This is a genomic window from Filomicrobium insigne (genome assembly GCF_900104305.1).
Lineage (GTDB): Bacteria > Pseudomonadota > Alphaproteobacteria > Rhizobiales > Hyphomicrobiaceae > Filomicrobium > Filomicrobium insigne.
Window position 1 is genome coordinate 355,407 of sequence record NZ_FNJC01000002.1, and the last position, 23,740, is coordinate 379,146.

25 protein-coding genes are annotated in these 23,740 nt (G+C 56.3%); 8 read left to right on the plus strand and 17 right to left on the minus strand.

The window, feature by feature from the left end; all coding sequences use genetic code 11:
* The first annotated feature begins 44 nt into the window (after window positions 1-44).
* Window positions 45-923: a LysR family transcriptional regulator gene (locus BLS30_RS07670; protein WP_090227855.1), complete on the plus strand. Its 879-nt coding sequence runs from the start codon at window positions 45-47 to the stop codon at window positions 921-923.
* 36 nt (window positions 924-959) lie between these two features.
* Here the strand turns inward: BLS30_RS07670 and gltS are convergent, their stop codons facing one another.
* The 4 genes from gltS to BLS30_RS07690 form a co-directional block, all read right to left on the minus strand.
* Window positions 960-2,159 (minus strand): sodium/glutamate symporter, encoded by a 1,200-nt coding sequence (gltS, locus tag BLS30_RS07675; RefSeq protein ID WP_046475258.1) that lies wholly within the window; start codon window positions 2,157-2,159, stop codon window positions 960-962.
* A 260-nt stretch (window positions 2,160-2,419) separates the two neighbouring features.
* Window positions 2,420-2,878, minus strand: coding sequence for a hypothetical protein (locus BLS30_RS07680; RefSeq protein ID WP_090227857.1), 459 nt, complete (start codon window positions 2,876-2,878; stop codon window positions 2,420-2,422).
* 177 nt (window positions 2,879-3,055) lie between these two features.
* Entirely contained in the window at window positions 3,056-4,279 is a 1,224-nt protein-coding gene (locus BLS30_RS07685) for a YbfB/YjiJ family MFS transporter (protein ID WP_090227860.1), read from the minus strand.
* Window positions 4,280-4,554: 275 nt separating this feature from the next.
* Window positions 4,555-5,067 (minus strand): GNAT family N-acetyltransferase, encoded by a 513-nt coding sequence (locus BLS30_RS07690; RefSeq protein WP_046475250.1) that lies wholly within the window; start codon window positions 5,065-5,067, stop codon window positions 4,555-4,557.
* Window positions 5,068-5,250: 183 nt separating this feature from the next.
* On the opposite strand from BLS30_RS07690, the gene BLS30_RS07695 reads away from it, so the two are divergent.
* Window positions 5,251-6,660 (plus strand): cytochrome ubiquinol oxidase subunit I, encoded by a 1,410-nt coding sequence (locus BLS30_RS07695; RefSeq protein WP_046475246.1) that lies wholly within the window; start codon window positions 5,251-5,253, stop codon window positions 6,658-6,660.
* 2 nt (window positions 6,661-6,662) lie between these two features.
* Window positions 6,663-7,679, plus strand: a complete 1,017-nt coding sequence (gene cydB, locus BLS30_RS07700) for a cytochrome d ubiquinol oxidase subunit II (RefSeq protein WP_046475241.1) — start codon at window positions 6,663-6,665, stop codon at window positions 7,677-7,679.
* Between the two features lie 84 nt (window positions 7,680-7,763).
* Here the strand turns inward: cydB and BLS30_RS07705 are convergent, their stop codons facing one another.
* Together BLS30_RS07705 and BLS30_RS18465 are read right to left on the minus strand one after the other, a co-directional pair.
* Window positions 7,764-9,335, minus strand: a complete 1,572-nt coding sequence (locus tag BLS30_RS07705) for a coiled-coil domain-containing protein (RefSeq protein WP_052743574.1) — start codon at window positions 9,333-9,335, stop codon at window positions 7,764-7,766.
* A 171-nt stretch (window positions 9,336-9,506) separates the two neighbouring features.
* Window positions 9,507-10,508, minus strand: a complete 1,002-nt coding sequence (locus tag BLS30_RS18465; protein ID WP_052743573.1) for a DUF1134 domain-containing protein — start codon at window positions 10,506-10,508, stop codon at window positions 9,507-9,509.
* Between the two features lie 374 nt (window positions 10,509-10,882).
* Between BLS30_RS18465 and chpT the strand changes: the two genes are divergently transcribed.
* The 4 genes from chpT (at window position 10,883) to BLS30_RS07730 (ending at window position 13,576) form a co-directional block, all read left to right on the plus strand.
* Window positions 10,883-11,521 carry a histidine phosphotransferase ChpT gene (chpT, locus tag BLS30_RS07715; protein ID WP_046475237.1) on the plus strand — a complete coding sequence of 213 codons (639 nt, stop codon included), beginning with the start codon at window positions 10,883-10,885 and terminating at the stop codon, window positions 11,519-11,521.
* A gap of 126 nt (window positions 11,522-11,647) precedes the next feature.
* Complete coding sequence (locus tag BLS30_RS07720) at window positions 11,648-12,028, plus strand: response regulator (RefSeq protein ID WP_090227863.1); 381 nt, start codon at window positions 11,648-11,650, stop codon at window positions 12,026-12,028.
* Between the two features lie 127 nt (window positions 12,029-12,155).
* A complete protein-coding gene (locus BLS30_RS07725; RefSeq protein ID WP_082100906.1) occupies window positions 12,156-12,779 on the plus strand; it encodes an ABC transporter ATP-binding protein in 624 nt (207 codons plus the stop codon).
* Window positions 12,776-13,576, plus strand: coding sequence for an ABC transporter permease (locus BLS30_RS07730; protein WP_046475231.1), 801 nt, complete (start codon window positions 12,776-12,778; stop codon window positions 13,574-13,576). The genes BLS30_RS07725 and BLS30_RS07730 overlap by 4 nt, the downstream gene beginning before the upstream one ends.
* A 9-nt stretch (window positions 13,577-13,585) precedes the next feature.
* Here the strand turns inward: BLS30_RS07730 and BLS30_RS07735 are convergent, their stop codons facing one another.
* Together BLS30_RS07735 and BLS30_RS07740 are read right to left on the minus strand one after the other, a co-directional pair.
* A complete protein-coding gene (locus BLS30_RS07735; protein WP_046479734.1) occupies window positions 13,586-13,891 on the minus strand; it encodes a hypothetical protein in 306 nt (101 codons plus the stop codon).
* A 186-nt stretch (window positions 13,892-14,077) separates the two neighbouring features.
* Complete coding sequence (locus BLS30_RS07740; RefSeq protein WP_052743572.1) at window positions 14,078-14,434, minus strand: hypothetical protein; 357 nt, start codon at window positions 14,432-14,434, stop codon at window positions 14,078-14,080.
* A 280-nt stretch (window positions 14,435-14,714) separates the two neighbouring features.
* On the opposite strand from BLS30_RS07740, the gene BLS30_RS07745 reads away from it, so the two are divergent.
* Complete coding sequence (locus BLS30_RS07745; RefSeq protein ID WP_046475228.1) at window positions 14,715-15,014, plus strand: hypothetical protein; 300 nt, start codon at window positions 14,715-14,717, stop codon at window positions 15,012-15,014.
* 373 nt (window positions 15,015-15,387) lie between these two features.
* Here the strand turns inward: BLS30_RS07745 and BLS30_RS07755 are convergent, their stop codons facing one another.
* The 9 genes from BLS30_RS07755 to panB all read right to left on the minus strand — a co-directional run bounded on the left by BLS30_RS07755 (window position 15,388) and on the right by panB (window position 23,566).
* Entirely contained in the window at window positions 15,388-15,702 is a 315-nt protein-coding gene (locus tag BLS30_RS07755; protein ID WP_076605258.1) for a hypothetical protein, read from the minus strand.
* Window positions 15,703-15,955: 253 nt separating this feature from the next.
* Window positions 15,956-16,171 (minus strand): cold-shock protein, encoded by a 216-nt coding sequence (locus BLS30_RS07760; RefSeq protein ID WP_046475222.1) that lies wholly within the window; start codon window positions 16,169-16,171, stop codon window positions 15,956-15,958.
* A gap of 337 nt (window positions 16,172-16,508) precedes the next feature.
* A complete protein-coding gene (locus BLS30_RS07765; RefSeq protein ID WP_090227868.1) occupies window positions 16,509-17,363 on the minus strand; it encodes a 23S rRNA (adenine(2030)-N(6))-methyltransferase RlmJ in 855 nt (284 codons plus the stop codon).
* A 98-nt stretch (window positions 17,364-17,461) separates the two neighbouring features.
* Window positions 17,462-17,914 (minus strand): DNA polymerase III subunit chi, encoded by a 453-nt coding sequence (locus BLS30_RS07770; RefSeq protein WP_046475217.1) that lies wholly within the window; start codon window positions 17,912-17,914, stop codon window positions 17,462-17,464.
* Window positions 17,915-18,215: 301 nt separating this feature from the next.
* Entirely contained in the window at window positions 18,216-18,530 is a 315-nt protein-coding gene (locus tag BLS30_RS07775) for a hypothetical protein (RefSeq protein WP_052743571.1), read from the minus strand.
* 143 nt (window positions 18,531-18,673) lie between these two features.
* A complete protein-coding gene (der, locus tag BLS30_RS07780; protein ID WP_046475211.1) occupies window positions 18,674-20,071 on the minus strand; it encodes a ribosome biogenesis GTPase Der in 1,398 nt (465 codons plus the stop codon).
* Window positions 20,072-20,213: 142 nt separating this feature from the next.
* Window positions 20,214-21,590: an outer membrane protein assembly factor BamB family protein gene (locus BLS30_RS07785; RefSeq protein ID WP_046475207.1), complete on the minus strand. Its 1,377-nt coding sequence runs from the start codon at window positions 21,588-21,590 to the stop codon at window positions 20,214-20,216.
* 11 nt (window positions 21,591-21,601) lie between these two features.
* Window positions 21,602-22,396 (minus strand): tetratricopeptide repeat protein, encoded by a 795-nt coding sequence (locus tag BLS30_RS07790; protein ID WP_090227870.1) that lies wholly within the window; start codon window positions 22,394-22,396, stop codon window positions 21,602-21,604.
* Between the two features lie 273 nt (window positions 22,397-22,669).
* A complete protein-coding gene (gene panB, locus BLS30_RS07795) occupies window positions 22,670-23,566 on the minus strand; it encodes a 3-methyl-2-oxobutanoate hydroxymethyltransferase (RefSeq protein WP_090227873.1) in 897 nt (298 codons plus the stop codon).
* Between the last annotated feature and the right edge of the window lie 174 nt (window positions 23,567-23,740).

Below are 23,740 nucleotides of genomic sequence, written 5' to 3' on the forward strand. Positions count from 1 at the left end.
ATTTTGAAATTGCGGAAAATTGCAAGTCACATATACAAAAATGCATGAAGACGATGGATTGGAACCGAGCTCAGGCTTTCCTCGCGACCGCAGAAGCTGGATCGCTCTCGGCTGCCGCACGACAGCTCGGACTGACCCAGCCGACCCTGTCCCGCCAGGTTGCCGCCCTCGAAGCTGAACTCGATGCAACGTTGTTCGAAAGGGTCGGCAAGAAACTCGTTCTGACCGAAACCGGCATGAGCCTTCTGGAGCATGCACGCACCATGGGTGAAGCCGCAAACGCCTTGACCCTCGCTGCCTCCGGGCACACTCAAGCGATCGAAGGCCGCGTCAGCATTTCCGCCAGTGACGCGTACGCCGCTTATATCCTTCCAGACATCGCAGAACGTATTCGCGAGGAAGCCCCGCAGATCACGCTCGTCATCATATCCCGCAACTCATTGAGCGACTTGCGCCGGCGCGAAGCGGATATAGCCATCCGCCACGTACGGCCCGACGAAGACGGTCTTGTCGGCAAACTTGTTCGCGAGAGCACAGCGAACTTTTACGCATCTCAATCTTGGCTTTCACGCAATGAACGCCCCAAATCCATGGCGGACATAGCTCAGTACCTCATCGGGTTCGAAGATACCGAACGCTTCGCCCAATTCATGCGCGGCATCGGCATTCCTGCGACGGAAGACGGATTTCGGCTCGTATCGGAAAACTCGGTCGTCGTCTGGGAAATGGTCAAACGCGGATTGGGAATTAGCGCCATGATGCGCGAGATCGCCGAACGCACCACGGGCATCGTCGAACTATTTCCCGAAACCGAAGCCGCAAAGGTTCCCGTCTGGCTAGTAACCCACCGCGAGCTGCGCACAAGCCGGCGGATCCGGGTCGTCTATGACATCCTGGCCGAGGAACTGACGCGCCTGACGTAAACGTCTTTAGCACGTCGCGACGAGGTCCATGAAGCGCTAGAGACCTGCAAAAAACTGAATCACCATCGCGTTGACCAGATCCACGAAGAAGGCCGACACCAGCGGTAAGATGATGAGCGCGAGCGGCGCCGGTCCATGATGCTTCGTCACCGACGACATGTTTGCGATCGCAGTGGGCGTTGCGCCAAGGGAAAACCCGGCGAAGCCCGCACTCAAAACCGCAGCGGTATAATCGGCTCCGGTGAACCGGTACACGACGAACAAAATAAACACCATCGCGGCCACGACCTGTAGGATCAAAATCCCGACCAAAGGCCCACCCAGACCTGCGAGCGTCCAAAGCTGCATGCTCATAAGCGACATCGCCAGGAATACGGAAAGACAGTAGTCAGAGACGACTGCAAGCGCACGTGTGCCTCCTGGCCATGGCAACGTCGGAAAGAGATACGGAATAGTGTTGGCCATTACGATGGCGACAAGCATGCACGGCACAAAGAGAGGAAGCGTCAAACCAAGGTCAGAGATCCACTGATTTGCTAGGTAGCCGAGCAGCACGGCAACGTGCGCAGCCAGGATAGCGCGCATAAGCTCGATGTGGTCGATATCCGGCTCCCCTGGCCCCGGATCTTCGTCAGGAAGCCCAACAATAAGAGTATCGTTGTCACTCGCCTCAAGCTTGTCCCGCTCAATCAAGTGCTTTGCAAGCGGTCCTCCGATAAGCGCCGCAGCCACAAGTCCGAGCGTAGCCGCAGCGATACCGATTTCCTCGGCCGCAGCGAAACCAGACACAGAGGTGATTGTTGGCCCCCACGCGATAGCGGTGCCGTGTCCCCCGATAAGCGAAGCCGAACCGACAAGCACGCTGACGCTCGCGGGCAGACCAAAAAGGTTCGTGCCCAGGAGACCAACTGCATTCTGGATCAGGATGAATATCACGGTAAGCGCGAGCAAAATCCCGAGAAGGCGACCGCCGGCCAGCAGATCCGAGAAACGCGCATTGAGACCGAGAGTAGCGAAGAAAATCACGAGCAACTGGTCACGCACGATGAGATCGAACGTAATCTGCGTGCCGGAGACCAAGAAGTACACCCACGTGACAAGGGCAGCCATCAAGCCGCCCGCCACGGGTTCGGGAATGTTGTAGTCGCGCAGAAAAGGGACGCGACGCGTCAAGAACGCACCGACAAAAAAGACGATTATACCGCACGTTACGGCCGGAAATGCTGGAATCTGCATGCTACCCGAGAATTCTGTCTCAGCGAATGCGCGCTGCTGACCAACGTCTCAACTTTGAATTCGCAACCTGAGAAACAGCCAGCGCGATCTGCAGCCCAGACTGCCTCACACGGAAAAAGGGCGGCGATGCTAGGCGCCACCCTTCAATCGAGTTCGTTAGCGCTCTCAGCCCCGTCTCACACCGCTTCCACAATGCAATACTCTAAGCCTCGTTTCCAGCCCTTGGATAAGCGAGATGCTATTCCAAAAATACGAGCCGTTCACTCACAAGAGCACTTTGCTGAAGCTGCGCATGGAGGGGCCGGAGCGGCAACACAGATGCCTTTAGCCGAGCCCTGTCCCTTACACCAAACATCACAGTCGAACTTGTCGGGGTGGCCAACATCATCGCTGTGCGCATGAACGACATCAACCCCAGGATTGGATTCAACAAGCAGGGTATCCGAGAGGCAAGCTTCGCCGAACATCCTGCCGTTTGGCTTCCCGTCCTTATCCGTTCCAACGTGACAGCCTGCGGCACCAGGATTTACTCCGTCAGTATCGGACCAGTAAGTCATCTCGCCCTGCTTCCAATCATCAGGCTTGAAACTGAAAACACCCAAGGCACCCGCCATACCCTTGGCGCCTACAGAGGGGCCATGGCCTTCGTCAGCCATCGCAGAAAAAGCCGTCATCATCGACAAAGCAGACAACATAAAAATCGTGAACAATCGAACCATAGGGGTTTCCCTTAAAAGCGTGGTCACACGCTAACGACAGCTGGAGTTTTCTAAAGCCTCGTCGGACTTGGCATCACAACGTGGGAAGCGGTTTATCACGAACCCCATTTTGTGAAGCTTACATACCCTTTTTATGGAAAAGCAGACATTAAGCTGCCCAATGCAGCCACAACCGTTTTAACGAAATCGTTTCATTAGAACGTTCAAAGCAAAGTCAGCCAGCAACGCCATGACAAGTGCGACGGCGCCACAGAGAAAGATCAGGCTGTAGTTCTCATCGGTATGACTGAACAGAAATGCGTATCCGTAAGCACCAAGAGCCTGAAACAAAGCGTATGCCATAGCCGTACGCCCCCATGCGGTGCGTTGCGCAGCATAATTATGGGGGAAGATCTCACAGACCCGACCGAACACGATCGGCACAATGCCAGGCGTGAAGGCACCCAGAATGACAGCCGTTACACCGATCACCAGCCAATGCTGGCTAAAGGCAAGGAACGCCGCAGCTATGGCCTGTAGTGCTAAGACCACACGGTAAGCTTGCCGAAATCCGATTTCATCCGCGAGGTAGCCACAGACTATTGGTCCTGCTGTCGCGGCCAGCCCATAAGCGACCCAATATACCGATCCGATTTCCGCTCCACGGCCAAGTCCGCGCGCAACATAGTCAACGAGCAGGATCATCGCCGGCACAATGCCGAGGGCATTCAACGCATATTGCGCATAAAGAACACGCAGGGCGATGCGCTCCTTCGCCTTCTCAGCCCCCGTTGCGACCTCCGTGGTGGAAGGGGGAGTAAATGCAGGCCACCCAAACCAACTGATCGCGGTCAGAATGATCGATAAAATGCCCAATCCGATCCAGGTCTCGCGGACTCCAAACTGAAGCAGTGCGGGGATGAGAGTGCCGGACGACGCGATGCCAAGACCTATGCCCAAAAAGATCATGCCACCGGCAAAACCGCGTCTGAGCACTGGAATGTGCGGCAGCACCGTCGTCGCCACCAGCACCATGATGGCGCCACCGGCAAAACCTGAAAGAAAGCGCCATGCGAAAAACCATGACACCGAGAGCGGATAGGCACACCCAAAAAATGCGGCCGTAGCCAATATCATGGACGCCCGCAGCGCGAGCCGGTTGGACAGCATCGTGCCCATACCTTTGCCGGCGAAAGCTCCGATCAGGTACCCGGCCAAATTCGCAGCGCCAAGCGCAACGGTTGTAGCAGAGGAAAACCAGTTAGCATCGATGAGTGCAGGAATAAGTGGCGTATATCCAAACCGGGCAAGACCGATTGAAACGAAATTCGCCGACAAACCGGCAATCGTCGCAAACCAATCCGAACGGCTAAGAGTAGTCCTCGCAACCTCTTGCGGAGAACTCGCGGAATTTTCTGACATGCTGATGAAGCTTTCCCCGTTGTGAGCACGCCCTGGGTTGCCGCTAGAGAAATGTCCAACCGACAAAACCGACTACGTTCGGTCTTGCCTGGAACGATCACTTGTCAAACTGGCGTGCCTCGGACGGCGGAAAGGCAGGAAGTTGGATGTTAGACAAGCTGACACCTCACGCCCAATGACATGAAGCCATACCTATCTGACGAAGCATCATGACGCGCGTTTCGAACAAAACGCACGTGAGTGTTACACCTCACACGGCCAAACACTTTGCGAGATTAGCGCTCGATAACCCATTGAGTAACCGCCTGATGATAGTTCAGCATTCCCGGTACTGTCTTATGCGTCTTGAGATACTTGAATCCAGCGTTCTGCAACGTTCGGTTCGGACCAACATTAAACGCGTTTGGCTCGCAGAAGAGGCTCTTGAGCTTGAGCTTCTCGAAATAGGTATCGACGCTAAGACGAACGCACCCTGAGCCCACACCCCGCTGCCTGAGGTCCGCCTCCGTGATATGCAGATGCATGTTCGCACGCTGCCCAAAAACGATTTTGTCGCAACTTGAAAAGCCAATCGGCCTACCATTCTGCAACCATATCAAAAAGTACCGGGCACGCTCATCCAAGGGCAGCAGGAGATCGGTTTGAAATCGCTCGCGCCACACGTCCGGACTGGGGAGGCGCGTCGGATCGACACCAAGAAGATCCAGATATTCCGGCGTCGATCCGTGAAAATACTCAATGACCAAATCGACTTCTGCCAATGCCATTTCTCTCACGATGATCGACATCCGGTCTCCCTCTAGTTGCATCCGATTTCCAATCCAATCGGGACGCCATAAAGAATTTCAAACACAGGATTAACAATGAAACCCGCCCATCCTAACCACCTCACTATTAGTCATTGATCCGTGACGAATTTGGCGTAGCCTAGGACAGAGAATTCGTCTGCGGCAGACAGATGGGAAGCTCTCATGGAACTCGACGCTCTTTTCCTCGCAAGGCTCCAGTTCGCGTTCACCGTAGCCTTCCACATCATCTTTCCCACCTTCACGATCGGGCTCGCGGCATTTATCGCGACGCTGATGATCCGTTGGCATTGGACGAAGCGCGACTATCTTTACCAACTCGCGCGCTTCTGGACGAAAATCTTCGCCGTGTCCTTCGCGATGGGCGTCGTCTCCGGCATCGTGCTATCCTACCAATTCGGTACAAACTGGAGCGAATTCTCGCACCGGGCCGGCAATATTATTGGCCCCCTGCTCGGCTACGAAGTCCTGACAGCATTTTTCCTTGAAGCAACCTTCCTCGGAATCTTGCTGTTTGGCTGGAATCGCTTTCCGCCGAAACTTCACATCACAGCTGCAATATTGGTCGCAGTGGGGACATCACTCTCTGCCTTCTGGATTCTGGCAGCCAACAGCTGGATGCATACGCCCACCGGCCACGTCATGAAGGACGGGATCGCCTCACCCGTCGACTGGTGGGCGATCATATTCAATCCAAGCTTTCCCTATCGCTTCTCACATATGTTCACCGCGGCCTTCCTCACCACATCGCTCGTCGTGCTCGCGGTCGGCGCGCGCTACCTGATGGCACGCGTCTACATAGAAGAAGCAAAGACCATGATCCGCATGGGGCTTGGCATGGTCGCGATCCTTGCTCCGCTACAGCTCATTATCGGCGACATGCACGGCCTGAACACGCTGGAACATCAGCCGGCAAAAATCGCCGCCATGGAAGCTCACTGGGATGGTTCGAAACCCGGCGCCTTGGTCCTGTTCGCGTTGCCAAATCAGGCCGAGGAGCGCAACGATTACGAAATTTCGATCCCACGAGGCGCAAGCTGGGTTCTTCGCCACGACCCGGATGGCTTGTTTCCGGGTCTGAAGGATTTCAAACCTGAGGATCGCCCCCCCGTCACACCCGTCTTTTTCGCATTCCGCGCCATGGTGGGCATCGGCTTGCTGATGATCGCAATTGGATTTGTAGGTGCTTGGCTCTGGTACAGGGGCCGATTGTTTGAATCGCGCTGGTATCTCGGCTTCGTACAACATTGCTGGCCCCTGGGCTTCATCGCCATTTTGGCTGGCTGGTGGGTCACCGAAACCGGCCGTCAACCCTGGCTCGTACAAGGCATTCTGCGCACCGCGGACGGCGTCTCGCCCATCGGACTAACAACGGTCCTGACGAGCCTTATCCTGTTCGTGCTGGTTTATTCGAGCGTATTCTCCGTAGGCATCTACTACATCAACCGCCTGATCGCGAAAGGTCCGCAACCTTCCATTATCTCGGGAGATGAAACTGCTCCCGGCGTTCCCTCGCGGCCACTCTCAGGCGCCACGGGCGCAGCGCGCGAAGCAACAACTGAATCGGGGCAATAGCTATGGGTGACATGACATATTGGCTACCCGTGGTGTGGGCCGCCATTCTCGTCGTTGCCGTCGCGGCCTACGTCATCCTCGACGGTTTTGACCTCGGCCTCGGAATCCTCTTTCCATTTTATAAGACAGAAGAGCATCGCGACGTGATGATGAACACCGTCGCACCCTTCTGGGATGGAAACGAAACATGGCTGGTTCTCGGCGGTGTAGGAGTGCTCGTCGCATTCCCGATGGCCTACGCCATTATTATGCCTGCGGTATACTTGCCGATCATCATCATGCTGCTCGCCCTGATCTTCCGGGGCGTCGCGTTTGAATTCCGCTGGGTCGCCAAACCCGATCATCATTCTGTATGGGACGTCGCTTTCGCCGGCGGCTCGATCGTCGCCACCTTTGCTCAGGGCGTTGTCTTGGGCGGGATCCTCCAGGGCATCACCGTCGAGAACAATGCTTTTGCGGGCGGCGCTTTAGACTGGCTGCGTCCCTTCCCGATCTTTATCGGCCTTGCCCTGATAGCAGGATACGCGTTGCTGGGAGCCACCTGGCTCTTAATGCGCACCGAGGGGGAAGTCGCGAGCCGCGCACGCGAGCAAGCCAAGGCTCTGCTACCGATCGTACTCGTAGCGATGGGGATCGTGAGCTTGTGGACTCCTTTGGCAACCGAACACGTTGCCGAGGTATGGTTCTCCTGGCCCAACATCCTCTACTTATCGCCTGTTCCCATCCTGACAGCATTCGCAGCATGGATCTGCTGGCGTAGCCTCGTAACGGGCGACGAGCTCACGCCGTTTATAGCGACGATTGCCCTGTTCATGCTCGGGCTTATCGGGTTGGGGATCTCCAACATCCCTTACCTAGTACCACCGTCAATAACCTTCTGGCAGGCGGCTGCACCACCTGAGTCACAAATCTTCACTTTGGTCGGTGTTATGATCATGCTGCCGTTGATCCTCGGCTACACGATCTTCAATTACTGGACATTTCGCGGAAAGGTCCGGCCTGGAGAAGGCTACCACTGAAGGCATAAACGTTGATGAATAAAGCCCACCTTGTTCCAAGGTGGGCTTCCTTAAATTGCGGCATGAGTGAAGCTGTTTGCTCGGTCAGTCTGCGCGGTCGAGTCGGGTAATACGCTCCAAAAGACCGCCCCTTGGACGGTCTCCTTCTGTACCTTCATCCTGCGTTGAGATATCGGACGCTCCGGCAGAGGCAGCATTTGTCTTCGCGCCCTCGTCACCCTGATGATGATCCTCCGCCGAACCATTGTTCCTCGTAATCGAAACCTCAGCCGGTTGACGAGGTATGTTACCACCCAATGCTTTCAAAAATCCCGAAGCGCGCGACATGTCACCAGAGCTCCTGGATGACCCTTCGCCGCTTGCCTCGCTACTACGATCAGGACTGACACTCAGGCTGCCTATACGGTCACTCAACGACCGACGAGCAGCAGCCTCAGACGTCGAGGGTGAAGAAGAACTAGCCGCACGACGCGTTTCTCCGCCCGCCGATGCACCACGCGCGGCGCCGAGACGCCGCATCTCCTCCGTATAGTGCGCAGCCTGCAACGCTGTGCGTTCATTGGCCGCCGCAATCTCCGACTTGAGTCCCTGGATCTTCTGTTCTTGATCCACCGTTTGCGCTTCAAGCGTGGCAATGCGCGCCTGCATAGCAACCTTACTTTGAGCCAGAGACTTGTGTTCCCTCTCCGCTTCCTGATAGACGGCCAGCCCGGCCCTTAAACGGCCAACCTCAGCAGCTTGATCTTCTGATTTAGCCTTCAGCGCACGGATCTCATCTTCAAACCGTGCACGCTCCTGTTTCCCGGCCTCGGCAGAACTTTTCGACGACCGCAGCGCCGTCTCCGCTTCCTCCAGCTCGTTGCGAAGACGGCTGATCTCCTCCTCCGCGCGGCGGACCTTGACCGGGGTCATATCGGCACCTTCGTCCGATCCTGCACCCATCGCATTACCTGCGCGCGCAAGCAGTCCTTCAAGACGTGTGATCTGAGCGGCCTGATCACGCGTCTTGGCCTTAAGCGCCTCTAGCTCGGTCCGCAGTGCAACCTCGTCCTCGACATCCGACGACTTGCGCATCCCCAGGCCCATGCGACCACGCAGAGAGCGCACGTTCAACGCTGCTGTCAGCCGATGCACCTCATCTCGTGTTTGCGAATTGAGATGCGTTGCGTCCTCAAGTGAGCGAGCTTGCTTCTGGGTTGTCTGCGCAAGCGCGCCAATCTCTCGATCACGTTGCATCAGTAGCTTACGCGCCTCTGCGAGACGCTGCTCGACCTTGGGCAAGCGATCCATGATTGTCTGCTCAAGTACACGCCGTGCATTCTCGTACTCTTCCTGCGAAGTATGGAAGCGTTCAACTTCGCCCTCAAGCCCGCTAATAACGGCATCCCTACGGTTGATCTCAACACGCTGCCGTGCCGAGGCCAGCGTCGCCTTTTCAAGCTTGTACTCGAGCTCATGAATGGTCAGGGCATAGTCCGCACGCAACCGGTCCTTATCGGCGCGAATTTCTGCTTCGGTTAGCGGCATAGCGCGCTTGAGACGATCAACCGCCAGCCGCTCGGTACGGCGCCGATAAGCCGGCACGATCAGCAATCCGATAAGGGCAGCGATCAGAAAGCCGAGCGCGATCAGCATGAACGACTGGATCGATATCACCCGCTCATCCTCGGCTTTTTCTCAACATCAACTTCGTAACGCCTCGGCATCATGAGCGAAGGCACTCCACGTGTTTCCCCGCAACCCACCGGCTACTGGTCCAAATGGGACCGTGTTCCAGTACGACCATACAGCCTCATGTGGAAAGAGGAAATCGCGACGGTCACACCCTTAGAATGGATTCCAAGTCGGCGACCGAGTGTACTTCAGATACCCAATATTCGCACCCAGCCGAAGCCCCACTCCCGCGCGAATAGGCGCCATCGTGACATGCTCATAAGTCTGGAACTGAATACCGACGCCGCCAACCACATAAGCCGACCCCTGTACGCCACCGAAACGATGATAAATATCCGACGGGTCTCTCATGTTGTATACGAGCACCATTGTCTTGGAACCGTCACCACCGAAATCGTAACCGACGGATGGCCCTTGCCAGTAGACTTTGTGAGTTCCCCAACGTCGCGTGTGTAGACGCCCCTCGCCGTAGCGCAAACCAGCAACGAATGCGCCGCCTGCGTCTTCCCCAAGAATATAGCCGTTAGGGCGGCCCGATTGCTTGAATGCATATTCTATGACGTTGGCCAGCCCCTTGCTCACAGAACCAAAAAACTGATGCCCCGCACCAAGAATTTCATTCTGGCTGTAGGTTCCACCACCGTCGTCTTGTGGATAGTTACGGGGAGCACGGTCATCATAAGGCTCGTCGGCATACTGGCCAGGCCCGCTATCGTAGCGACCATTGTCGCGATAATCACGGCCGCCGCTATCGTAACGGCTTGTCCGGCTGCCATAGTCCGGACCATTGTTATACGCACTCCCCGAACCATACCCGCCACCCGATTGTGGAGACTGATATGCATCGTTCGATCGGTAAGTATCGTTCGAGCCGTATGTGTTGTTAGGGCGGTACGCCTCGCCGGATCCATACGACTGGCCGCCGCCATCTCCGGAATACCCGCCCCCGTTTGAATAACTTCGGTTCGACGGTCCCTGAGTCGGCGTGCCATACCGCGAATCAGCCGCGACGGCATCAGGATCGGGTGCCTCTCGATAGACGTCGTACTGGGAACCCGAATAACTATCCTGCGCATCGGCGGCGCCCGCATAAGCGAACGCAAGCGCGAAACCCAATGCTAACGTCGCGAACCGCGCCGTCCAATATCCAAGCATCTTTTTAATCCGATAGATCTGGGTCAATGAGCAATTGAACGCGCGCCGACTTATAGTGAACGACGCAGCCAATAGCGTTAATGAATCTTTGCTCGGAAGTTGTTACCAAAGTGTGGCCGAGCGCGATGCCGGGGGGCCACACCAGCCTGGGTTTCGCCCCCGAGCTACCCTGAAACCGCAGGAACGGACAATTCGCACCCTGCGGAGCCTTTGCATCGGCGCGCAACGCCGTGTATTTCTGCGGTTCTATAGGATTTACGAGCGGCCCCCGTTTGGCTCGCGTCGCCACGCTTCTGATACGCTGGCGAGCCGCCGCTTTACTCCAGAACTGATCACCGATGCCCGCGGTAAACGGGCCGACGAGGGGGCACCGAATGGGTGAAATTCAGACACCAACCGATCTTGAGCTTGCCGCCTTGATCTCCAGCAAGATCTGTCATGACATCATCGGTCCGGTTGGCGCAATCTATAACGGCCTCGAAATACTCGACGAAGACGATGATGCCGAAGCCCAGTCCTACGCGCTCGATGTCATTCGCAATGTGACCGAACAGGCTTCTGCGCGCCTGCAATTTGCACGTTTCGCATTTGGTGCTGCGGGGTCAGCCGGAGCACAGATTGATCTGCGGACGGCCGAGCAGATTTCACGCGCCTATGTCGGTCAACGCAAGCACGTCCTGAATTGGGTCGGACCGCCCGGCCATATGGCCAAGGACAAAGTCAAACTGCTCCTTAATATGATCTCCTCGGCAATCACCGTTCTGCCGCGCGGTGGAGAGATCCGCGTTTCGATCGAAGGAGAGTTGGAGCAACCAGCATTCGCACTGCGCTGCACAGGTACCGGCGCACGCCCGCCGCAATACCTGACCGAGTTCGTCGCCGGAGAAGAGCCCACCGAATTCAACGCTCTCAATATCCAGGCGTACTACACGTGGCGCTTGTCTGAAGCCACCATGATGCGACTAGAGATTATCAAGGACGGCGACGACATCATCATTTCGGCGGTACCGTAGGCATAGGCGAACCAGGGCGCAGGTTGTTCGTAACAAAACCTAAACTTAACCATTTGCCGAGAGCATTGCCGCGCCTTCGATACTGCCGCTAGGCGTGGCGTTCCCCTTGATGCTGAGATTTCATCCATGCAGTGCTGTCTGGTCATCGATGACGCCGAACTCGTTCGCAGAGTCGCGAGTCAGTTCCTCGAGCGTGCGGGTTATATGGTGATCGAAGCTGAAGACGCTCAACAAGCTCTTCAGACCTGCACCGCTCGGATGCCTGACCTTATCCTCTTGGACTGGCAGCTTCCAGGAATGAGCGCGCATGAATTCCTTGAAGGGCTGCGTGGGCTCTGCCCTGCAGGCGGCCCGCAGATCCTCTACATGATGACCGAATTCGACATCAAAGATCTGACACGCGCCCATGCCGCCGGCATCACAGATTTCCTGCTCAAGCCCTTTGATCGGCAGACACTGACCGCAAAGCTCGATCAGTTTGCCCAAGCCAGACTTGCATCCACTTGAAGTACGACACTCCGACCAGGGACAAATCCTCGTCGCTATCCCTATCCGTAGAGGAAATCGGCCTAGCCCTGTCGTTCCACGACTGCTAATTCACGACCTCAGCATTTCACCCGAGGTTTGCCTGGCCGTGCTACGCGTCGAGCACTTAAAGATCCCGGATTTGCCGCCCCTGACGTTCATCGTCGCGGAGGGGCATTGCCTCGCGGTTGAAGGCCCGTCCGGTTCAGGCAAAACACGACTGCTGCGCGCCATAGCCGATCTTGACCCGACGCCTGGGCAGATCTTCCTGGACGGAGCCGAACGCGGTGAGATGCCGGCACCAAGGTGGCGTTCGATGGTGCGCTACGTCGCGGCAGAACCGGCCTGGTGGACACCAACGCCGCGTCAGGCCTTCCCCGCTGACGAAGGCGCATTGGAAAAAGTTGAACGCGCGATGACCAGCCTGGGCCTGGGCCCGGAACTCATCGACCGCCCCATCTCTCAACTCTCAACAGGCGAACGGCAGCGTTTGGCCTTGTTGCGCGCACTCGTCGATGAACCGAGAGTTCTGCTCCTGGACGAACCGACATCGGCTCTTGATGCCAGACATGCAGCACTCGTTGAGGAACTGATACGCTACCAGCTCATCAGCAATCGTGCGGTGATCATCGTAAGCCATGACGACGCTCAGATCGCACGTCTCGCCGATGCGCGCCTTCAACTCGGACCTACGAACAATACGAAGGCACGAGCCTTGAGGGGTCCGCAATGACCTACATCGATCTTAGCGTCTGGGACCTAGCACTCGCCGCCGCGCTTATATTGCTGAACGCCGCCATCTCATGGGGCTTCCATTTGGGACTGGGGCGCACGCTGGCCTTCAACACTTTGCGAATGGTGCTGCAGCTCGCGTTGATCGGCTACGTGCTTGGCTGGATTTTCGCCCAATCCAACCCGCTGTGGACTGCACTCATCGCCGCGATCATGATCGCTGTCGCTGGATACGAAATCCGTGCACGCCAGTCCCGGCGCTTTACGGGGTTTACGAGCTACCTGCTCGGCTCGGGCACGCTCTTATTCGTTGGCACACTCACCACGATCTACGCGGTCGCGGCCATTATTGGTCCAAATCCATGGTACGACCCGCGCTACATTCTACCAATCTTGGGAATGGTGCTTGGCAACACCATGACCGGCATTGCCCTGACACTAAACACGCTGACAGAATCGGCCGCCCGCGACCGCGCAGCAATAGAAGCCAGATTGTCCTTGGGTCACAGCCGCTTCACAGCTCTGAGCGAAACGCTACGACAGGCCCTGCGAACCGGAACGATGCCAATCCTCAATGCAATGGCGGCATCTGGCGTCGTCAGCCTACCAGGCATGATGACGGGACAAATCCTCGCCGGCCTCGACCCCATCGAGGCGGCGAAGTATCAAATCATGATCATGTTCATTATTGCCGGCGCGACGGCCCTCGGCGTTGTCATAGCCGGTTATGCAGCCGCGCTTCTCCTCTCAGACAATCGACACCGTTTGCGCCTCGACCGTCTTGAGAAAGAAGCCTAAGCCCGCAGATCAGCCGTCCCAGCAAACGTCGGCTTCGGCACGGCACGTGTATTCATCAAAGATAATCAAGTCCAGGAACAGCTCGCACGACACGTCCTTTTTGCCCGTGCGATATTTTGAGATGCCCCGTTCACTCGTCCATTCCTTGATGTACTTGTCGAGGAGATCCTTAGCGTCTTTGGTCGGCCCGTCTTTGCCATAATCATTGACCGAGAACGCAAGGCGCGTGCACTTGGCCTGCGCGGGAGCGACGACAATGAAGGAAAGTGCGATCGTCGCCAGGACGGCCGACAACATCGATGCACGCGTGGACATGGCTGTACCCTGGAAAAATTAACCCTGTTCATCTCCTATAGACGCCAGCGTTTGGCGTGCCTAGAGGCCCAAACGGGTTTCCCCATGGCAATTGCAGCAGGACAACAGCTCAATCCTAGCGGGAAAGCAAAAGCGCCGCTCCCCAATACCAGGATAGCGGCGCTTTGTAGGTCTGAAACCGGCAGATCAGTTCATATACGGCGAGTCGCCACCATGAAAGGCAGCCGGGCTATCAAAGAAAAACCCGTGATCGAACGGCCCCATCACGCTCTGCTGATCAACGGAAGGATCACGATAGCTGTTAACGCTACCGAAAATCGAACGGGCATTGCCGTAGGTATTTACAGTGTCGCTATAGTTGTATGAGTAGCCGCCACGGCGCTTCACATACCCCTTAACCTTTACACCACCGCCACGATAGTAGCTCGATTTTGGGTGAGCGCCTTCAGCGCTAGACCAGCGAGACCGCGAACCGGCCTCTGCGGACACTGAGAAAACGGCAAAACTACACAGCAATGCCGCCAACACACACAAACGCATCATAACTCGACCTCACTCACATTGACGTTTAGCCGCCACACTAAACCGGAACTCGTCAGCACTCTGTAAAGAACCGGAAACAATGTCTACGGTTCCAGGTTGTACAGTCTCCATGCATATATGGGGCTGGCCCGAATCGAGCATATTTGCCATAGGAATTATAATTCATTAATGCGTTATCTGTCTGTCGCATAATGCGTTTACTCGACGATTGCTGGTTCAGACGAATCTTCATCCGAACCAACATCGTCACCCTCAAGCTCTTTCGGGAGTTGCATGAATTATGGATATCGTTTCTCTGCTCGTTCAAGCACTAGGTGGGGCTATCGGTGGAAACATCGTCGGTCAGCTCTCACGCGCGCTCTCAACAGGCACGCTCGGCAACACCGTTCTGGGAGCTATCGGCGGCGCGATTGGCGCTTATGTCCTCCCCAAACTTGGCATTCCCGCACAGGCCATTGATCTTGCCGGCTCCGTTGACTGGCAGCAGATCTTGAGCCAATTGGGCATGGGTGCCGGTAGCGGCGCCATCATTTCGGGAATTATCGCGGCGATCCGCAACGCAACATCACGTAGCGCATAGGCAGAAAAAAGAGAGCGGGCGCTTCTCGGAAAGAGAAACGCCCGCTCTCTTGTGAAATCAATTTCACCGACTATTTGCAGGCTTTTTGGTGCGCAACACAATGCGTACCGAACGTAGCCCCTGTGCAAGTCATGTTCACCTGCCCCGCCGGTTTCCAGCTATTGGCGCTGATCTGGTTTTTTAGCGCGGCGTTGGCCATGAACTTCGCCAGATCCTCTGTGATCATGGTCGCCTCACCACCGGCGCGGACGCAATTTCCCGCCTGAGCACCGGTGCTCACACAGCAAACTATTGAAACGAATGCAGCTGTCAGAATGTGAATCCGCATAGCCCACCTCATATGGGATGTATTGATCGTATCGTTTTAGAGATCTTACTTTTTACAAATGGTCGAGGTGCCGTAACACTCGTACCCAAGACCGCCTTGCTTGCATTTGTATTTACGGGGGCCAAAATCATAGCCACTCGTCTTGCCGGTTGCCATCCACTCGGCCCACGCGCCCCAATCCGTTGCCTGAAGCAGCACTTCATCAACTTGGAACTTGGCGCCATCTAGGGATCCGGCGGTACCTTGTCCGGCCTTCTTGAAGCACTCACGCGCTTCCACGTCAGCCGACAATAGGCTCATCCCCACCATCAATCCGACGCCGGCAGAGAACGCCATCGCGAACTGCCTGAGCTTTGTCATAACTCGTCTCTCCTGATGTTTGCGAAACACGTCCGCACAACCAGTCACATTGCATGAAGTGCGGTCGGTTGCACATCGCATGCCCACACGTTTCGGTGGTTGGAGTACTCTTTTCATCACGCGCGTTGCGCACATGCGACAAGCGCTGCCGCGCCCCATTAGGCTCGCAAGAGTAACAAGAGCCGCTCTTTCAGGCGCCGTCTGGAGCGTCTGAGACAACGTCGAACCAGGGACCACATCGAGTGGACCCGGCTCACTGAGCCATTTGCAGATTAATCGCTTTGGGGCCTTTGCCGCGACGGTCCGGCTCCACCTCGAACGACACCCTCATGCCTTCGCCGAGTTGGCCAATACCAGAGCGCTCCACCGCGGTAACGTGAACAAACACGTCAGCCTGCCCCTCATCCGGAATAATGAAACCGAACCCTTTTCGGCCGTTGAAGAACTTCACTGTCCCAGTCTGCCGCATATCGAACCACCTATTCGGAACCGAACGCGATTATCGTCGCATGTAGCAGGTGAGCCCGAATGAAATTCCCGACCAAAACACGCGGGAAACAAATCAACTCTAATTGGCCCATCGCATTACTACAGAACAACGGAGCGGATGGATCCCAAACAATTACAGAATAAGAAACTGAAAATTGGGCAGCAGGCACAAGACCCTCCCGACGCTCAATTCGTGTGTTTCTTGGGGTTAGTCCAAAACTTTTTGAGTATCCGCCCTCGCCACAAGGGACGCAAGATTAAATAATAATCAAAAATGGATTATTTAGATTAATTACTTTAGCGCAAATGGGGGCTATTTAATTGCTAGAGCCAGCCAGCCAAGTGAGGTGAGAACGCGCTTCACGAGACTGCGCAAGCCTCTCGGCCAGAAAAGGCAATATCTTCCCGAGATGTGCATCAAGAAAATAGGGAGGATTGATGATGAGCAGTCCACTACCATTTAAGCGCTGCTCGTCACCGGGCCGATGCACGAAAAGCTCCGCGCACAAAAGCTTGTCGATACCCAGCTGAGCAACCCGCTGCTTCATAGTTTCAACGGCCGGCAGCCCTTTGATAGGATACCACAGCAGATAAGTGCCTGTCGCAAAGCGCCTGAGTCCATCCTTCAACCCGCTCACGAGCCGATCAAGCTCTCCCGCCACTTCGAACGGTGGATCGATCAGGATGACGCCCCGTCGCTCCTTCGGCGGCAACAGGGATCGCAGCGCAATCCAACCATCAATGTTCAAGATTTTCACGCGCACGTCGCCACGCAGAATTCTAACGAGTGCCGCGTAATCCTCAGGATGCAACTCGTTGACGACCAGAGAGTCCTGCGCGCGCATCAACCCCCGCGCCACCAATGGACTGCCGGGATAACAACGCAACTCTCCGTCTCCATTCACGGACCGTATGCTTGTGAAATAGGGCGCAAGAAGTTCTTTGATGCCGTCGGGAAGATCTTGCCCCCATAACCGTCCGATACCCTCGCGCCATTCACCGGTTTTGCCGGCAGCCTCAGAATTGAGATCGTATTGCCCAATCCCCGCATGGGTATCAATAACGCGAAACGGAGAAGCCTTTCGTTTCAGGTATTCAATGACGAGACTGAGCGTCACGTGCTTGATGACGTCGGCGAAATTCCCCGCATGATAAACGTGACGGTAATTCATCGTTCTATACCGGCAAGAATCTCATGGGAGGACGACAACCAACCCGCCGCATTCTTCCGCAACAGAAGCTCCCCAAACCATACGACCATGGCCAAGTATCAGGCTTTCTTTTCCCAACGGCCATCGCCGTTCTGCTGCCAGTAGGTCACTGTACACCCCGCTGATTTTGCAGCTTTCCACTGTCCGCGCGCGTGGTCCAAGGCTTCGGGGTCCCGACCATCGAACATAAAGACGATGCGAACAAAACCATCAAATGTGCTCGCGCTCGCCCCATCGACAAGAAAACGAACCCCAGCGCCGTTTGGCGTATCATCATCCGTCGTCAGATATATCGGCTGTAATTCGCTGTGCCCATCTGCCCTGCGCCCATGCGGCAGAAAACTGTCATCGCGATAAGTCCAAAGCGCCAGATCCAAGGCTTCGAGCCGTTCTTCTGAACCCGATTGGACCACAGCGCGCCAGCCACGCTCGATCGTCTTCTCAAGCAAGCTCGGCAACACCCGCTCAAGAGGCTGACGCTCCAGATGATAAAATAGAACTTCAGTTCCGATTTTAGCCGCGCCCGCCCCGCCGTTTACCGATCAAAATGAGCTCCACCCGGTCTTACGCGACGCCATTCAAACAGCCACTGAAAACAACGAACGACGCCGTGGAGCTGGCTAGACAGCTCTTGAACGGGACCGGAGTATAAACTATTTAACCATGTCCGGAACGGCGCCAGACACTCGGCTGACGTCCGTGTGGGCGGCGAGCCTTCGGAGAAGCGCTTGCGCTCCCGGGGCTCCCGCCCACTGCGTTCCGCTAAACCCTCGTTCCAACTAGAATCCGACGATTTGATCCGCCGGCATCAACTCACTGATTGTTGGACTTCCGCCACTTCGAATATTCGCCGCGCGTCATATGACCTTCACGGTGCAATGCATCTGCACACACCCGCGATAAACGCTTGCCATTCGTACGCATGCAGCTGTCCAGCTTCTGCGATCCGACTTCGTAGCCATTGCACAAGCGACTGTAATCACCGCTGCACGCCACTTTCACGGCGTCCGAAACTTTTCGCGCCTCCGCACTGCCTACGAAGACCGCACTTGCAACGGCTAGTCCAGCAATCGCCAAACCCGCCGATCGGGCAAACTGCATCTTCGATAGAACTGCAAATATCTTCATATGGTGTCGATCCTTTACCTGCACCTGTTCTGACTTCGCATCGCCGGCACAATGCGAAGATCACGTGATTGATCTTCCCCTGGCGTAGAACTCACAAACTCAGCTCTTCGACGCAACGCCCACAGTAAACAACTCCCGCGCCTCTAACGCTTCTTGGACGGCGCATACGGATTCTCACCTTTTCTGAGATTGAGGCGGATAGGTACTCCGGGCAAGTCGAACGCACTACGTAGACTGTTGGTTAGGTAACGCAGATAACTGCGCGGCAACTCATCTGGCCGTGAACAAAATGCAATAAACGTCGGTGGTCGCGCCGACGGTTGCGTTATGAATCGAATTTTGATGCGACGTCCGGCGGCTGCCGGCGGCGCATGACGAGCTAACGCTTCTTGCAGCCAACGGTTCAAATCGGGCGTACCAATTCGCCGGTTCCAGGTCGCATAAGTCTCAAAAATCGCATGTGTCAGCTTGTCGAGCCCGCGTTCCGCCAACGCTGATATCATGACCAATTTAACGCCTGGAACCTGCGACAGACGTTCATTGACCGTTTCACGTAGCGCTTTGAGCTGGGCCTGTTTGTCCGTAACGAGATCCCACTTATTGACCGCGATGACGAGCGCCCGGCCTTCCTGCGTGACCATATCCCCAATCGTCAGATCTTGATGCTCGAACGGACGCTCCGCATCGATCATCAAAACAACGACTTCTGCAAAACGTATCGCCCGAATCGTATCACTGGCCGACAGCTTTTCGGCCAACTCATTGATCTTTGCTTTGCGTCGCAAACCCGCCGTATCGAATAGGCGAATGCTCCGGCCATTAATGGTGACATCGCTTGAGATGGTATCTCGTGTAAGCCCCGGTTCAGGGCCCGTGATCATGCGGTCTTCACCGAGCAGCGCATTGACCAGAGTCGATTTTCCAGCGTTTGGCCGGCCGACAATAGCAACCCTTAGCGGTCGCTCCAGGTCTGCCACCTCCGGCTCAGAACCACGCTCACCCTTTCGGGTCTTAAAATTCGCTTCGAGGCCGAGCGCCGACATCACGTCATCGACAAGGTCAGCGATCCCTTCGCCATGCTCGGCCGAAATCGGTACCGGCGCACCCAAGCCAAGTTCGAAGCCCTCGAAGAAGCCATCTTGCCCCGCACGTCCCTCGCATTTGTTGGCAACCAAAATCGTGGGGCGCCCAGACCGGCGAACAATCTGCGCGAATGCCTTATCCGCTTCCGTCACACCATCGCGTGCGTCGATCACAAACAGCACGACATCCGCCAGTTCAATCGCACGCTGGGACTGCTCGCGCATGCGTGATTCAATGGAACCGGCGCCGGCCTCTTCCAATCCCGCGGTATCGATTATCCGGACGGTATGGGAGCCAAAGTCCGCAACACCATCTCGGCGGTCCCGCGTCAGGCCAGGCATGTCTGAAACAAGCGCAGTTCTTCGCCCCGTAAGCCGATTGAACAATGTCGACTTACCGACGTTCGGACGGCCAACGATAGCGATAGCCGGCGCATTGGTAGATATTTGGTCCGCCATCAACGTTCCTGCACCGGCCTACTATGTACGGACCCGGCTTTTGGTACACACGCCACAAGATTAAGGCCGCACCGATGGATTAACACCCCGGACACGGTCGAGTAATGCTCAAATACCAAAAAACTTCGATCACTACGAGAAATCAATTCAGCGCCACCAGATGCGCATCGTCGCGGAGAATAAACATGCGTCCCTGAGCCACGACCGGCGCAATGAATACGGGGCCACCAACGCTCTGCTGAGTATTGACCTTGCCGGTCTTGGCATCAACGCTAACAAGCAATCCCTTATCGGATGCTAGCCACAGCTGGCCGCCGGCAAGTGTCGGGCCAGACCACGTTTTGGCACCAGGTAGCTTCGTAGTCCAACGCACACTGCCATCGGTCCGCGTGATGGCCATGAGCTGTCCCGACGTGTTCACAACGAAAACACTGTCACCCGCGACCCAGGGACGTTGCGTGCCCGGGATGTTAAGCGACCAAAACCGCTCCCCCGTCGTCGCACTGGTGGCAACCATACGCCCGGCATGCCCGATGGCATATACTGTCCCCGTATCAATTGCCGGTGTCGCGGTATCGCTCAACGATGCGAGTTGCGATGTCCCGCGGGTACGCGCCAAGTTCTCGGTCCACAACAACGACCCATCGGCAATCTTCAACGTCATCAAGTCACCGGATGGATAGGGAACGGAAACAATCTCGCCATCTACCGCCGGACTAACGTTCATGACGAGACTTGCCTGTTGCGGCAAACCACGAACAGCCCAAAATTCACTGCCATCGGCACCCGACAGGCAATAAAAGCGACCATCCATACTGATGATGAACAGCCGATCCCCGGATGCCGTAGGCGCCGCACGAACCGGCGTACCGAGCGTTTTTTCCCAGATCACTTTACCTGATGCCGGATCGAGTGCGGCGATCTTTCCAAAACCGCTGACGGCATATAGGCGGCCATTCTCAGCCGCGATACCGCCACCGTAGCCGCCCTGCGCACTTGAAGACATCGCAAACGCCGACATGAAACCGCTGCCTGCATTGGCTTCGGCTTCTGGAACCAGGGAATAGCGCCAGATCGCAGAGCCACCCGTCGCAGCAAACGCGCTGACGTTCCCACTAGCGTCTAACGCATAGACGCGCCCCTGATAAACGACAGGGCTCGCCGTGACGCGCCCCTTGGAGCTCGATCCGTCACCCGTATCCGCCGTCCAGATCTGCTTGACGCTGGTATTAAGAACAAGATGGCCAGGCGAGTTATTAGGGTCTCCGCCAGGTTGTCCCCAGTCCTCATTGACGCGCGGCGGCGGCAAGGCGACAGGGGTATCAGCGGACGCAAGCTCACCGACAACCTTCTCCTGAGCGTTCAAGACAGGCAAACGTCGACCGGGCAGAGGCTGCTGCTTCTCAGAGAAGGGATTGAGTTCCGAGATTTTCGGTAAGCTCGGCATACTATCCGCGCACCCGGCCAAGCCAAGCCCGAAGCCGCCTGCAATAATGAGCGCAAGTGCACGACCGATCATTCCGTAGTCCCCTACTTGCCTGCTTCCTCCGGCTGGCTTTTCGCCTGGCCGTCAGAAACCGACTTGGCCTCCTCGGCCTTTTTGTCGTCGCCAGCTGCCTTACCCTGACCCTCCGTAACAGGATCCGATTGCTTTGACGCTTTCATGTCCTCAGCAACGATACTCTCCATACGGATACGGGCGCGCTCCTGAATGCTAGGCGGCGCCTCGGGATCCCCGAGGACAGACTCAAAATATTCGCGCGCTTCCTTTGACTTCCCGGCACCGAGCGCGGCCAGACCAAGCAATTCGCGTGCGCTATGGCGCCAAGCGTTGCCAGCACCGGTCAAGTCGGTGAGCCGATTCTCCATCTCGGTCCAGTCCGCTTTCCCCAATTGAATTGCGGCAACCTGCAAACGAGCGAAATCCCGAAGGAGCGTATCAGCGCCGGCGTCGTTAGCCACTTTCTCAAAAGTCGCGAGAGCTTCCGTCTCTTTACCCGCTTCTAGATGCGTTGCAGCGAGCTGCAATTCAGCGAGCGTGGCATAGCCCTTGGGCGCAGTCTCGACGACCTTTTCGAAGTCTTTCGCAGCTTCATCAAGCTTATTGGAAGTCGCCTGTTCCAATGCGACCTCGTACTGTGCCCCGGCCTCCTGGGCGATCGACAGCGTATGAGCGCGCCACCACTGGTACCCACCGACAGAGGCCAGAACCAAAACCACACCGGCAATTATAAAGATGCCGTAGCGTTGCCAGATCCGCTCGAACTTTTCTCGCTCGAGCTCCTGTTTGATTTCGCGCAAAAAGGAGTCGTTACTGTCGACCATTATCGCTTATGCCCTTGGGGTTGAGATCACTGCTTCTGCCGAACGCGCGATCAAACTTTGCGCATCCGATACATACACCCGACTTGGGCATAAATACCGCACCGTGGCAACAACACAACCAACCGTCGTGACAACGCTGGGGTTTGTCGCACCAAAGATCCGTTTGATCCCACTCAAGGACCACAAGGCTCAGGCATACCGCAATCCTAAGTCAGCCCGAGCACATTCACCATTAGGTGGTTGGGTTTTTGGGCTTTTTCGTGGCTCTTTGGGTTAGCCCCGCTTGGCATTGTTCGAGCCTTCTCCCCCAACAACCTCCGGAGAACCGCCCGTCGCACCGGACTTCATCTCGTAGGTGTGTTTTGTAGACGGGAAACTGCGGGCCCGGACCTCATCGGCATAAGCCGCAATCGCTCCTTCGATCGCTTCCCCGACCCTGCCGAATTCCTTAACGAATTTAGGAACACGCGGCGACAGCCCCAACATATCCTCCATAACGAGAATTTGACCGTCGCAATCGGCGGAAGCGCCGATACCAATGGTCGGTATGGGAATGGCATCCGTAATCCGCCGGGCCAGCGGCTCCGCAAGGGCTTCTAGGACCACGGCGAAAGCCCCGGCCTCAGCAACCGCGCGGGCGTCGTCTTCCAGGACCTCCCACTGCTCCCGCTGGCACCCCTGCGCCTTGAAGCCGCCGATAACATTGATTGATTGGGGCGTGAGGCCGATGTGCGCGAGCACCGGCACACCGCGGTCAACCAGATAACGGATCGTCTCCGCCATCCGGCGCCCGCCTTCCAGCTTCACTGCTCCGCAGTTTGTTTCCTTCATCACCCGCGCCGCGTTCCGGAATGCGATCTGCGGACTTTCTTCATAACTACCGAAAGGCATATCTACGACAACCAGCGCCCGCTTAGATCCGCGCACCACCGCCTTACCGTGCATGATCATCAGATCCAGCGTCACCGGTACCGTTGTCTCGAAGCCGTGCATAACCATGCCAAGGCTGTCCCCCACCAGAAGGAACTCGCAATATTTGTCGGCAATTGCGGCCGTGTGCGCATGATAGGACGTCAGCGATACGATCGGCCGTTGTCCCTTCAGGTTCGCGATATCTGGCGCCATCAGCCGTTTAACCGAGCCCTGCCCGGGAAAAGATTGCGAAGACATAAATTAGCTACTCCGGTGTCGGATCATCGTGATTGCGCTTTGATGGTGACTGGGCTCTGGAAAGCATGGCGATCACGGTCGCCGCTAACGCATTCCTCTTCAAACCCCATTCACTCTAACCCGTCGAGGCGAGACGTTACATACGCCTTACCGTCAATCAGGTCGCCCCCTGGT